The organism is Streptomyces sp. NPDC006458 (assembly GCF_040612135.1).
GTDB lineage: Bacteria > Actinomycetota > Actinomycetes > Streptomycetales > Streptomycetaceae > Streptomyces.
Genome location: NZ_JBEXPR010000001.1, coordinates 535,924 through 548,438, shown reverse-complemented (window position 1 = coordinate 548,438; position 12,515 = coordinate 535,924). Strand labels below are relative to the sequence as shown.

The window sequence follows — 12,515 nt, the reverse complement described above, 5'->3', positions numbered from 1 at the left end:
TGTCGTGTACGGCGCCCGGCTCACCCCGCGAACGCGGGCTGCGCGATCCCCTTCCCCGCGCCCGGGACGACCAGCAGCGACCCCGAGAACGGGCTCGGCGCCGTGAGCCCCGTGCGGGCCGTGGTGATGTACAGGTCGGTCAGGTCCGCACCGCCGAACGCGCACGCGGTGGGCCTGCGCACCGGCAGCGCGAGGACCCGGTCCAGGACGCCGTCCGGCGTGTACCGGCGTACGGCACCCCCGTCCCACAGGGCGACCCACACACAGCCCTCGGCGTCGACGGTCAGCCCGTCCGGGAAGCCCGCGTCCTCCTCGATCGCGGCGAGGGTACGGCGGCCGGAGACCCGGCCGTCGGCGTGGTCGAAGACGTCGACGCGCCGGGCGTGCGAGTCGATGTAGTACATCAGGCGCCCGTCCGGGCTCCACCCCGTGCCGTTGCTGACGGTGACCGGGTCGAGGACGACGGACTGCCGCCCCTCGCCGGTCAGCCGGGACAGGGTGCCGCCGCCCGGAGCCTCGTCGTAGCGCATGGTGCCCGCCCACAGGGAGCCGTCGGGCGCCACGGCCGCGTCGTTGCCGCGGCGGCCGGGGACGGCCTCGCGGTGCAGCCAGCGGAAGGAGTCGTCGGGGTCGAGCAGGCCCACGCCGTCGCGCAGGTTCAGCACCAGGCCGCCGCCGGCCCGCGGCTTGGCAGCGCCCACGTGCTGCTCGGTGCGCCGCACGGTGCGCACGCCGGTGCGGGGGTCGTACGTGTGGACCCGGGAGCCCAGGATGTCGACCCAGATCAGCCGGCCGGCCGCGGCGTCCCAGGTCGGGCCCTCGCCGAGCTCGGCCTCCCCGCGTACCGCGATCTCGTACGCGCTCACGCCGCGCTCCGGTGGCCGAGCCGCTCGGACAGCTCGGCGGCGCCCTTGACGGCGAGCTGCTCCAGCTCGGCGCGGCGGTCCTCGCTCCAGCGGATCATCGGCACGGAGATGGACAGGGCGGCGACGACCTGGCCGGTGCGGTCGCGGACGGGGGCGGCCACGCAGGAGACGTCCGGGTTGGACTCGCGGCTCTCGACGGCGAGGCCGCGGGCCCTGATCCCGGCCAGGGCCTCGCGCAGCGCGGCCGGGTCGGTGATGCTGTTCGGGGTCATGGCGGCCAGCTCGGCGCCGTCGGGGACGCGCGCGGCGAGCTCCTGCTCGGGAAGGGAGGCGAGCAGCATCTTGCCCCCGGAGGTGCAGTGCGCGGGCAGCCTGCGGCCGGCCGCGGACACCATCCGCACGGCGTGCGTGGAGTCGACCTTGGCGATGTGGATGACGTCGGTGCCCTCCAGGATCGCCACGTGCACCGTCTCGTCGCAGGTCTCGGCGACCGAGCGGGCCACCTGCCGGCCCTCGGCGGCGAGGTCGAGCTGTTCGGCGTAGCGGCTGCCGAGCTGGTAGGGGCGTACGCCGAGCCGGTAGCGTCCGGGCCGGCCGGGCACGGGGACGATGTACGAGCGCGCGGCGAGCGTGGTCACCAGCTCGTGCACGGTGGTGCGCGGCAGTTGGAGCCTGCGCACGATGTCGGGGGCGGAGAGCGTGCCGTCCCCGTCGAGGAAGAGCTCGAGTATGTCGAGAGCCCGGGTCACGGCAGGCACGAGGCGTCCCACGTCGGCCCCCCTCCCTTGACGAGGCTGTGTTCGAAATTTCAACAGCCGATCGGAATGACGAACACAGGCTACGCAGAGGGCCTTTCGCCCGGCAATGCCCCCGCGCTCCGCGCACCGCCGGGCCCTCCAGCGCCTCCCCGACGGGCCCGGGCACCGCCGGCCCTGCCGCCTCGGCGGCGCACCGGGAGGACCGCGAGCCTCGGGATCTCGCCCGTGCCGCCCCGCCGGTCGGCCGCCACGACTGCGGACCTCGCCGTCACCACGGCAGGAACCGCCCGGCCCGAGGACCTTGCCGCCACGGCGGCCCCCGGGCCCGTTGCCATGGCGGCCCAACCACCGGATCGCGGAACCCCGCCGCCACGGTGCCCCGGGACCGCGGACCCGTCCGCCTTCGGCCGAACGCCGGGGACACACGGACGGCCGACGCCCGGGCGGGACACGGGTGCGCGACGATGGAGGGCATGCCTAGCCCCTTCACGCCGCTCGACTTCCAGCTGGTGCTGCTGCGCCGCATGGCCGACCACAACCCCGATCTGGTGGAGCACGCCCGGCGCGAGCTCGGGGTGTCGACGGGCGAGATGCGCGAGGCCAACAAGCGCTGGCAGGCGATGGCCCGTTCACCCCGCGCGCGAGGGGCCGCCGCGCGCTACCGCTCCGTCCTCGGCACTCCGGAGTCCTCGGCCGCGCGCCGCGTCGGGGACCTGGACTGCGAGGCCTGGCTGTGGCCCCTCCCGCTCTGGCCCGAGCTGCGCTTCGAGGTGCTGCTCGCCCCGAACGGCGAGGTGTGGAACGGGTGGCTGGTCCGCGCCCCGGGAGCCCCGGCACCCCGGCTGCGGACGCTGGAGGACCTCACCCCCTGGTCCTGCACGGTCGACGAGGCCGCCCGCGCCTTCGCCCCGGCCCGCCCGCTCCAGGGCACGGCCCCCACCCGCTGGGGCCTCGCCTTCACCGCCCCCGACGCGCACGCTGTGCGCCATGAGGTGGCGGCCGAGTTCACCTGGGGCCTGCTGCAGCGGACCGGGGTCAGGCAGCCGTAGCGGCGGCCAGGATCGCCCGCACCACCCGCGGCAGCGAGCCGGGGTGCAGCCACAGGAAGAGATTGGGCTCGACGAGTTCCAGCTCCATCAGCCGCGGCTCGCCGTCCTCCCCGTCGACCAGGTCCACGCGCGCGTACAGCAGATCCGGCCCGCCCGGCACGGCCGCCAGCGCCGCGTGCGCCACGGCGAGTTCGGCCTCGGTGGGCCGCCAGGGCGTGAGGCCCGGGTGCGGGTTGCGGTCGGCGTCGTACGGCGTGCCGGGCGCGAGGACGGCCTGCTTGCGGCTGGCGTGCAGCAGCTCACCGCCGAAGAACTGCAGCGCCCGCTCCCCCTCGGCGTCGATGCCCCGCATGTACGGCTGCACCATCGCGGTCAGCCCCTCGGCGTGCATGCGCTCCAGATGCCGTACGGCCGTCTCGTGCTCGGCGGGCGTGTACCGGGCGGCGTAGCGGGCGCCCGCGCCGGAGGCCGGCTTGAGGACGTACTCGCCGGTGCCGGGCAGGTCCGCGCTCTCGCCGGGCGCCAGGTACCGGGTGGGGACGGTGGGCACCCCGGCCGCGGCGAGCAGGCCGAGGTAGCGCTTGTCGGCGTTCCAGCGGACGACGTCCACCGGGTTGGCGAGCCGGGTGGCCTTGCCGCAGCGCTCCAGCCAGGCCGCGAACTCCTCGGCGCGCCAGCTGTAGTCCCAGGTGGAGCGGATGACCGTGAGGTCGTAGGAGGCCCAGTCCACGGCCGGGTCGTCCCAGGGCACGGCGTCCGCCCACGCGCCCGCCGCCCGCAGCCGCTCCACCAGCACGGGCAGATCCCGGTCGTTGCTCGGCTCCGGCCGGGGGTCGTAGGTGGCGAGGGCGATGCGGGGCACGTCGATGACTCCTCGGGCTCGGACCGCTGTGCGATGTCCGGGCAGGCTGACCGGCCGGGCGGGAACCGCGACACGCCATTTGACCTTCACCTTCGGGGAAGCCCCAGCATCGGTGGCGCAAGGACGAGGACGAGGCGAGGTGCTCATGGACATGCTGACGATCGGCGCCTTCGCGAAGGCGTGCCGGCTGACGCCGAAGGCGCTGCGGCTGTACGACGAACTGGAGCTGCTGCGCCCGGCGCGGGTGGACCCGGACACCGGGTACCGCTACTACGCGGCCGGGCAGCTGGAGCGGGCCCGGCTCGTGGCGTGGCTGCGGCGGCTCGGGATGCCGCTGGCGGCGATCCGCGAGGTGTGTGCCCTCCACGAGCACGACCCGGCGGCCGCCGCGGTGGAGATCCGCGCCCACTGGGCGCGCGTCGAGGCCGAGACGGCGGTACGGCGGGACCTCGCCGCGTTCCTCGTCGGTCATCTGTCGGCACCTTCACGGGAGGACACCGTCATGCTGGAACTCCGTTACGCCGCCCACTCCGACCGGGGCCTTGTGCGCCCCGCCAACCAGGACACCGCCTACGCGGGCCGCCGGCTGCTCGCGGTGGCCGACGGGTACGGGCCAGGCGGCGAGGGCGCGAGCGGCGCCGCGGTGCGCGCCCTGACCGCTCTGGACACGGCCGAGGTGCCGGCCGGGGGCGTCCTGGGGCTGCTGGAGGACGCGGTGCGCGGCGCCTCCGAGGCCGTCCGGGAGGCGTCCGGCTCCGGGGACGCGGGCACGACCCTGACGGCCATGCTCTGGACGGGCTCGGCCCTGGCCCTGGCCCACATCGGCGACTCGCGGGCGTATGTGCTGCGCGAGGGCGAACTGTTCCACATCACCCACGACCACACCCTCGTGCAGTCCCTGCTGGACGAGGGCCGGCTGACGCCGGAGGAGGCGGAGACCCACCCGCAGCGCCTGCTGCTGCTGAAGTCCCTCTCCGCCGGGAGCGAGCCGCTGCCGGATCTACGGCTGCACGAGGCCCGAGGGGGCGACCGCTATCTGCTGTGCTCCGACGGCCTGCCCACCTGCGTGTCCGACGACCGCATCCGGGAGCTGCTGGCCTCCGCTCCCACCCCCGACGACGCCGTCCGTGCCCTGACCTCCGAGGCGAACGCGGCGGGCGGCGCGGACAACGTCAGCTGTGTGGTGGCGGACGTGGTGGAGGCCGCGGCCTGAGCGAAGGCGACCGTGTGAGGGAGGCCGCGGCCTGAGCGAAAGGGACAAGGGAGGCCGCGGTCTGCGTGACAGCGCCCGTGTGATGGAGGCCGCGGTCCGAACCCGGCAGGATCGGGGCATGTCGCTGACCGGAACTGCCGCGCACGCCTCGGCGGGCGCCCTGCCCCCGCTGGTCGACCGGGCCGTGGCCACCGCCCGCGCCCACGGCTTCCCGTACTCCTGCCGTCCCGAACAGGGCCGCCTGCTGCACGCACTGGCGGGCGGCGCCCGGCGGGTCGTCGGGGAGACCGGGACCGGGCTCGGGGTCGGGCTGGCCTGGCTCGCCTCGGGGGCGGCGGCGCCGGTGCGGCTGGTGAGCGTGGAGCGGGATCCGGAGCGGGCCGGGGCGGCGAGGGCCGTGTTCTCGGACCGGCCGGGTGTCGAGGTGCTGACCGGGGACTGGCGGCGCATCGAGGAGCATGGGCCGTTCGACCTGCTGGTCCTGGACGGCGGCGGGCAGGGCAAGACGGACGGGGACCCGCCCGCCGATGTGGAGCGGCTGCTCGTGCCGGGCGGCACGGTCGTCGTGGATGACTTCACGCCTGCCACCGCCTGGCCGCCGCTGCACGGCGGCCGCCCGGACCGGGCCCGGCTGCACTGGCTGCGGCACCCGGCGCTGGACGCCGTGGAGCTACGGCTCGCGGCGGATCTGGCCGTGGTGGTGGGGACCCGGCGGCTGCCGGAGCGGGCGGGCGTCACGGCCGGTCGGTGACCGGGGTCACGGCTCGGGTGCGCCGCGCCGGGGCGGGCGTCGGGTAGGAAGTGGGTGTTGTCTCCCACGGTGTCCGACGGTCAAGGAGTGCCCGCGTGTCCTCCCTCTTTCCCGCACTCGCCCAGGGACCGGGCGAGCGCGTCGCGCTCCGGTTCGGTGAGCGGTCGCTGACGTACGCCCGGCTCGCCGCCGCGGCCGGTGCCCTGGCGGAACGGGTGCGCGGCGCGGACCGGGTCGCGGTGTGGGCGACGCCCGAGCTGGAGACGGCGGTCGGCGCGGTGGGCGTACTGCTCGCCGGGCTGCCGCTGGTGCCGCTGAACCCGAAGTCCGGCGAGAAGGAGCTGGGGCACATCCTGGCCGACAGCCGGCCGGAGATCGTGCTCGCCGCCCCGGGCGCCGAACTCCCCGCCGACCTCAGGAACCTGACGCGGATCGACGTCGACGTGCACGCCTCCGGAACACTCCCGGAGGAGACGGCCGAGGACGGCGACCCCGCGCTCGTCGTCTACACCTCGGGCACCACCGGCCCGCCCAAGGGCGCCGTCCTGCCGCGCCGGGCCGTCGCCTCGACGCTGGACGCGCTGGCCGACGCCTGGCAGTGGACGGACGCCGACGTACTGGTGCACGGGCTGCCGCTGTTCCATGTGCACGGGCTGGTGCTCGGCGTGCTGGGCCCGCTGCGGCGCGGCGGCGGCGTGCGGCATCTGGGCCGGTTCGACACCGGCGGCGTGGCGCGGGAGCTGGCCTCGGGCGCCACGATGCTGTTCGGGGTGCCGACGATGTACCACCGCATCGCCGAGACCCTGCCCGGGGACCCGGAGCTGGCGAAGGCCCTGGCCGGGGCGCGGCTGCTGGTGTCGGGGTCGGCCGCGCTGCCGGTGCACGACCACGAGCGGATCGCGGCGGCGACCGGACGCCGGGTCATCGAGCGGTACGGCATGACGGAGACCCTGATGAACACCAGCGTCCGGGCCGACGGCGAGGCCCGCGCCGGGACCGTCGGTGTGCCGCTGCCGGGCGTGACGCTGCGGCTGGTGGAGGAGGACGGCTCCGAGATCACGGCGTACGACGGGGAGAGCGTCGGGGAGATCCAGGTGCGCGGGCCCAACCTGTTCACCGAGTACCTCAACCGGCCCGACGCCACCGCCGCCGCGTTCACCGAGGACGGTTTCTTCCGCACCGGCGACATGGCGGTGCGCGAGCCGGACGGCTATGTCAGGATCGTCGGCCGCAAGGCCACCGACCTGATCAAGAGCGGCGGTTACAAGATCGGGGCCGGGGAGATCGAGAACGCGCTGCTGGAGCATCCGGGGGTGCGGGAGGCCGCCGTCACCGGGGAGCCGGACCCCGACCTCGGCGAGCGGATCGTGGCCTGGGTGGTGCCCGCCGATCCCCAGGCGCCGCCCGCGCTGGAGGAGTTGGCCGAGCACGTGGCCCGGCGGCTCGCCCCGCACAAGCGGCCCCGGGTGCTGCACCACCTGGACGCGCTGCCACGCAACGACATGGGCAAGATCATGAAGCGGGCGCTGACCCCGTGACCGGCCGTCTCACCGCGCGGCGGGCGATCGGGCTGGTCGCCGACGACTCGTCCTTCACCGAACTGCCGCCGCCCGGCCGCAGGTCCGCGCCCGACGGCCCGCTCGGCTGGCAGGGCTACGACGCCGCGCACGCGCGGGCCGCCGAGCGCACCGGGGAGTCCGAGTCCGTGGTCTGCGGCACCGCCCGCGTCGAGGGCACCCTCGCGGTGCTGGTCTCCTTCGAGTTCGGCTTCCTCGGCGGGTCGCTGGGCGAGCGCACCGGGGACCGGCTGGAGGCGGCCTACGTCCACGCCCGGAAACACCGGCTGCCGGTCGTGCCGTTGATCGCCACGGGCGGCAGCCGGATGCAGGAGGGCATGATCGCGCTCACCCAGCTCCAGCGCGTGGCCCGGCAGTCGGTGCTCACCCGTGAGGCCGGGCTGCCGCAGATCGCCGTGCTGCGCGACCCGACGACCGGCGGCGGCTGGGCCACCCTGGGCGCGGGCGCCGATGTGGTGCTGGCCCTGCCCGGCGCGCAGGTGGGCTTCGCCGGGTCCCGGGTGCGCCCGGCGGACGCCGACCCGGCCGCGTACACCGCCGAGGCGCAGGTGGCGGCGGGCGCGGCCGACGCGGTCGTCCGCCCCGAGGAGCTGCGCGGGGTGCTGGGGCGCTGGCTGCGGCTGCTGAGCCGGCCGTCCCGGGAAGACCCGCCTCACGGGGTCGCGCTCACCCCCGCGCCCCCGCCGGCGCCTCTCGGCGCGCGCGACCTGCCCGCGTCCGGCTGGGACGCCGTACGCCGTGCCCGCGCCACCGGGCGGCCGCGCGCTCGGGCCTATCTGGACGCCTACTTCACCGACCGGGCGGCGATCAGCGGCGACCGCTGCGGCGGCACCGACGAGGGCATGCTGTGCGGCTTCGGCGAGCACGACGGACGTACGGTCGCCTACGCCGCCCAGTGCGGCACCGCCACCCGCCCGGCCGGCTACCGCACGGCCACCCGGCTGATCCGGCTCGCGGACCGGCTGGGCGTCCCGGTGCTGACGCTGGTGGACACCCCGGGCGCGGCGAACGACGCGGAGGCGGAGCGGCAGGGGGCGGGCGCGGCGATCGCGGAGCTGTTCGCGGCGGTGGCGGGCGCCCGGACCCCGGTGACCACACTGGTGATCGGCGAGGGCGGCTCGGGCGGCGCGCTGGCGCTGGCCGCGCCCGGCAACACCTGGGCCACGCCGGACAGTTACTTCTCGGTGATCGCCCCGGAGCTCGCGGCCGCGATCCTCAAGCGGCCGGCGGCGGAGGTCGAGGCAACCGCCGGTCAACTCCGGCTGCGGCCACAGGACTTGGCGGAACTGGGCCTGATCCGGACAGCGGACGGGTTGTCCCCTGGAACAGGTGATCGTCACCCGTGAGGGCCACGTGGGGTCCGTGGGGCGGGAGACGCTCACCGTGCGCGAGCGACGGGCCGCAGACCATGGCTGAGGCGCAGGTCCCCCACGTGATACCGCAAGGAGTGAGCCGATCACGAACCTTCTCACCGACGCCCTCGCCCGCCTCGTCCAGGTCATCGGCCGGCTGGCCCGGGGGCCGGCTGGGGCGGCTGGGGCGAGGACGTCCGGGAAACGTCCGTGACCGCACGGCGGCGCCGTCTCCCCGTCCCGGGGAGGCGGCGCCGTCCGCGTCGCGGCCCCGGTTCTACCGCACACCCACCGCCCGGATGATCTCCTGGCGCACGGAACCGCCCCTGTCGTCCCGCGCCGACGCCCGCAGCGAGACGTACCGCGCGTCCGGCGGGACGCCCAGCGCGCCGCGCCCCGCGCGATCGAGCGCGACCTCCCGCCACGTCTGACCGTCGTCGTACGACACCTCCAACTCGGGCCCGCCGAGCGTCCCGGTGCCCTCCGCCCCCGCCACGTACGCGGCGCCGATCCCGACCGGCACCCGCCGCCCGCCCGGCACCTCGCCCGCCAGGTCGGTGGCGAGGTCGAAGGAGAGGTTGATCAGCGGCAGCAGGGTCTCCCGGTCCCCGTCGGCGGCCGCCGAGCGGAAGGTCCACTCGGTGTGGCCACGGACGGCCAGTTCCCAGCGGCCGGGGTCCAGCGCGGTGTCGGTGACGAGCCGGTAGGCGTGCTCGTCGGCGGGCGCGTCCCAGAGGTGCACGGCGGAGCCCCGCGCCCGGTCTACCTGTTCGCCGTCCAGGTACAGCCCGGTGTCCTGGCGCATGCCGCTCTCCTCGCTCCACACGTCGCCGACACCGGTGTGGTCGGGCCCGGAGTCGCCCCAGCCGGGGGCGTCCAGCGCCAGCACACCGCCGCGCCGCCGCTGGTCCGTGTCCAGCGCGGTGCCGAGCCAGGGGTGCCAGACCGGCCGGAACCACGCCAGGTCCCGGTGCGTGCCGCCCCGGTACCGGACGGCTCCCCCACGCTGTTCCAGCGCCCCGTCCGCCAGGGTCACCGACTCCTGCCAGCGCTGTCCGGGGCCCGTGGAGACGTGGTCGGTCCGCCGGGCCGGGAGGTCGACGCTCTCCTGGAAGCCGAGCCCGAGGGGGAAGGCGTCGGTGAGCGAGTACCGGAACTCGCCGCCGCGCACCGGCCGCACCGCGTGGAAGGAGGTGTCCAGCACGGCCAGTTCCCGCTCACCGGGCCGGTAGGTCAGATCCCGGTCGGGGATCGCGCCCCGGTGGCCCTGCGAAAGGTCGTACACATAGGGCGTGTTGCGGGTGCCGGTCAGGTCGACGACGGCGGTCTCCCGCAGCCGGGCCGCGTCGGCGGCGTCGAGCGTGGCGATCGGGAAGGGCCGGTCGGTGCCGTCGTCCGCGCCCCACCACGCGGTGAGCCGGCCGGGCCGGTCGTCGGTGACGAACAGGGCGGCCACGCCCGCGTCCTGGGCGGCTCGGGCCAGCTCGGCGGGGTCCGCGCCCTCGGTGAGACGGACCAGCACCGCCTTGCCGCGCACCCCGGTGAACGGCCCGGCCCCGGCATCGGCCAGCGGCAGCCGCCTGCGGCCCTCGGGCAGCGTGCCGCCGGGCTGCACGACCGCGTCGGCGACGCCCCGCACCAGAAGCTGCGGCCTGCCGAGCCGCCACACCGTGCGGTACTCGAACAGGCCCTGGGCGACCCGCGCGGTGGGCGCGGCGAACACGCTGTCGTACTTCACCGGCACCATCACCGCGCCGGACGCCCGCGAGCCGTTCGCCTCCCGGGCGTACTCCATGACGAGCTGGCGCCGCTCGGTACGCCGGTCGACCTCCGCGCGCAGCTCCCGCAACCGCCTCCCGTCCAGGGTGACTTCCCGGTCGCGGTCGAGGACGACCTCGGGCGCGGCGAGGAAGCCGAGGCCGAGCGAGTCGGCACCGCCGCTCCCGCGCACGTCGAGGAACGAGGTGAGGCCGTAGGTGCCCGGCGCGAGCCGCAGCCGGACCGTGCCCGAGTCGCCGACCCGCGCCGGGAACGGGTCGGTGCCCTCGGTGAGTCGCTGCACGGTGAGGTCGGCGGCACTCGCGTCACCGGCCCGGTCCCTGACATGCACGGTGAGGGTGTACCGCTCGTCCTCCTTGACCAGGCCGAACGCGGTGCGGGCGAGGGGCGTGCCGTCGTCCGCCGAGGCGACGATCCGGCCGCTGGTGGCGCCGATGGGTGCCGCGTCGCCGTCGCGGGTGACCGTGGTGGCGGCGGTGCCGTGGGCGGGCACGGTGAGAGTGGAGTCGGCGAGCACCGCGGCCCCGCCGGTGGCGGACAGCCGCAGCCGTACGTCATGGTCGGAGGAGTTGGCGTAGGTGACGGTCCGGGTCACCGGCTCGTTCGCCGGGTACGGCCAGCGCAGGAAGCCCAGATCGACGCCGCCGGTCGCGGTGACCACCGAGCCGACCGCGTCCGGCACGCTCACCCGGCCCGCGCCCAGTTCGTAGGCGGAGGCGTCGAGCGGCTTCGCCGTCGACATCAGCGCGTCCTTGAGACGGGCGCCGCTCCAGTCGGGGTGCCGCTCGGCCAGCAGCGCGGCGGCGCCCGCGACGTGCGGGGCCGCCATCGACGTACCGCTTAGGGTGGTGTACGGGCCGCTGCCGGGGGTGAGCCGTGAGCGCGCGGCGAGGATGTCGACGCCGGGTGCGGCGAGGTCGGGCTTGAGGGCGTTGTCGCCGAGGCGGGGGCCCGCGCTGGTGAACCAGGCGGCCCGGTCGGCGGAGTCGACGGCGCCGACGGTGAGCGCGGCGTCGGCGGCGCCGGGCGAACCGATGGAGGACGGGGCGCCGGTGTTGCCCGCCGAGACGACGAACAGGGCGCCGGTCTCGGCGGTGAGGGTGTTCACGGCCTGCGCCATGGGGTCGGTGCCGTCGCTGGGCTCGGTGGTGCCGAGGCTCATGGACACGATGTCCGCGCCCACCTCGCGGGCCGCCCACTCCATTCCGGCGATGATCTGCGACTCGCTGCCGGTGCCCTGGTCGCCGAGCACCTTTCCGACGGCGAGCGCGGCCCCGGGCGCGACGCCCTGCTCGGCGCCGTCGGAGGCGGCCCCGCTGCCGCCGAGCGTGGAGGCGACGTGGGTGCCGTGGCCGTAGCGGTCCTCGATGTCCTCGCCCTCGACGAAGCTGCGGCTCGCGGTGACGCGTCCGGCGAGGTCGGGGTGGCCGGTGTCGACGCCGGAGTCGAGGACGGCGACGGTGACGCCCCTGCCGGTGAGCCCGGCCGCCCGAGCGGCGGCAGTGCCGATCTGGGCGTTGCTTTCGGCCATGTCGGCGCGGACCCGCCCGTCGAGCCACACGGCACGGATGCCGTCCTGCCGGGTGAACGACCGCCAGAACTCACGTCCCTTGTCCGCCGCCACGGCGGCCCCGCGCACACTCGTCAGGCTCCGCGTCCGCTCGGCCCCGCGCGGCACGGCGGTCCGCGCGCCCCGGTCGTAGGTCACGATCAGCGGCAGCTCGCCCGCCCGGTCGTCGCCGAGCCCCTGGCGGATCAGCCCGCTGACGTCGAACAGCCGCTCGTCCAGGGTGTGCGCACGCAGATACGGCAGGGCTTCGTCCGGCACGACGGTGATGCGGCCCTCGTCCGTGCGGGTGCGCACCGCCCCGTCCGCGCCCCGGGGCCTGCGCACCGTGACCGTCCTGCGGCCGTGGCCGAGATCGGTGACGGTCACCCGGTCGCCGGTGACGAGCGTGACGGTGTGCGCGGCGTGCGCGGGTGCCGGGGCGCTCGTCGCGGCCGGGGGGCCCGCCTTGGCGGGGGCACTCGTCGCGGCCGGCCTTGCGGCCGCCGATGCCGGGGTTCCTTCCGCCGCGCCCCCGTCCGGCGCGGGCGTCAGCGTGAGCACGATTCCGGCCGCGACCACCGCGGCCGCGCGCCCGACTGGTCCTGTGGTCATCCCCACCTCTCTCGGTCGAGTGGTGGGAGAAGTGTCATGCGCCTTGTGCCGCCGGTGAGTTGCCCGGGAGAGATCGGTCCTCGTGATGGCGGGTTTCCGCCACTGCGACTCGCCGCCCGGCGTTTGCCGCGCGACAACGCCAAGTGT

General features: G+C 76.0%; 9 protein-coding genes. 5 read left to right on the top strand and 4 right to left on the bottom strand.

From position 1 onward, the window contains the following. Window positions 1–20: 20 nt before the first annotated feature. Both ABZZ79_RS02565 and ABZZ79_RS02560 read right to left on the bottom strand, forming a co-directional pair. On the bottom strand, window positions 21–866 hold the full coding sequence (locus ABZZ79_RS02565; RefSeq protein ID WP_356685617.1) for an SMP-30/gluconolactonase/LRE family protein: 846 nt from the start codon (window positions 864–866) through the stop codon (window positions 21–23). Continuing rightward, a complete protein-coding gene (locus tag ABZZ79_RS02560) occupies window positions 863–1,636 on the bottom strand; it encodes an IclR family transcriptional regulator (protein WP_356685615.1) in 774 nt (257 codons plus the stop codon). The genes ABZZ79_RS02565 and ABZZ79_RS02560 overlap by 4 nt, the downstream gene beginning before the upstream one ends. Window positions 1,637–2,097: 461 nt before the next feature. On the opposite strand from ABZZ79_RS02560, the gene ABZZ79_RS02555 reads away from it, so the two are divergent. Next, a complete protein-coding gene (locus ABZZ79_RS02555; protein ID WP_356685613.1) occupies window positions 2,098–2,673 on the top strand; it encodes a hypothetical protein in 576 nt (191 codons plus the stop codon). Here the strand turns inward: ABZZ79_RS02555 and ABZZ79_RS02550 are convergent. Then, window positions 2,660–3,535, bottom strand: coding sequence for a hypothetical protein (locus ABZZ79_RS02550; RefSeq protein WP_356685611.1), 876 nt, complete (start codon window positions 3,533–3,535; stop codon window positions 2,660–2,662). The two genes, ABZZ79_RS02555 and ABZZ79_RS02550, sit on opposite strands and share 14 nt — an antisense overlap. Before the next feature lie 145 nt (window positions 3,536–3,680). On the opposite strand from ABZZ79_RS02550, the gene ABZZ79_RS02545 reads away from it, so the two are divergent. From ABZZ79_RS02545 to ABZZ79_RS02530, 4 genes are all read left to right on the top strand, one after another. Beyond that, window positions 3,681–4,748, top strand: coding sequence for a MerR family transcriptional regulator (locus ABZZ79_RS02545; RefSeq protein ID WP_356685609.1), 1,068 nt, complete (start codon window positions 3,681–3,683; stop codon window positions 4,746–4,748). A gap of 118 nt (window positions 4,749–4,866) precedes the next feature. Continuing rightward, the gene (locus ABZZ79_RS02540) at window positions 4,867–5,499 is read left to right on the top strand and encodes a class I SAM-dependent methyltransferase (protein ID WP_356685607.1); all 633 of its coding nucleotides are present in this window, start codon (window positions 4,867–4,869) and stop codon (window positions 5,497–5,499) included. Between the two features lie 95 nt (window positions 5,500–5,594). Beyond that, window positions 5,595–7,037 carry an acyl-CoA synthetase gene (locus ABZZ79_RS02535; RefSeq protein ID WP_356685605.1) on the top strand — a complete coding sequence of 481 codons (1,443 nt, stop codon included), beginning with the start codon at window positions 5,595–5,597 and terminating at the stop codon, window positions 7,035–7,037. After that, window positions 7,034–8,422 (top strand): carboxyl transferase domain-containing protein, encoded by a 1,389-nt coding sequence (locus ABZZ79_RS02530; protein WP_356685603.1) that lies wholly within the window; start codon window positions 7,034–7,036, stop codon window positions 8,420–8,422. The genes ABZZ79_RS02535 and ABZZ79_RS02530 overlap by 4 nt, the downstream gene beginning before the upstream one ends. Window positions 8,423–8,705: 283 nt before the next feature. Here the strand turns inward: ABZZ79_RS02530 and ABZZ79_RS02525 are convergent, their stop codons facing one another. Then, window positions 8,706–12,368, bottom strand: coding sequence for a S8 family serine peptidase (locus ABZZ79_RS02525; protein ID WP_356685602.1), 3,663 nt, complete (start codon window positions 12,366–12,368; stop codon window positions 8,706–8,708). Between the last annotated feature and the right edge of the window lie 147 nt (window positions 12,369–12,515).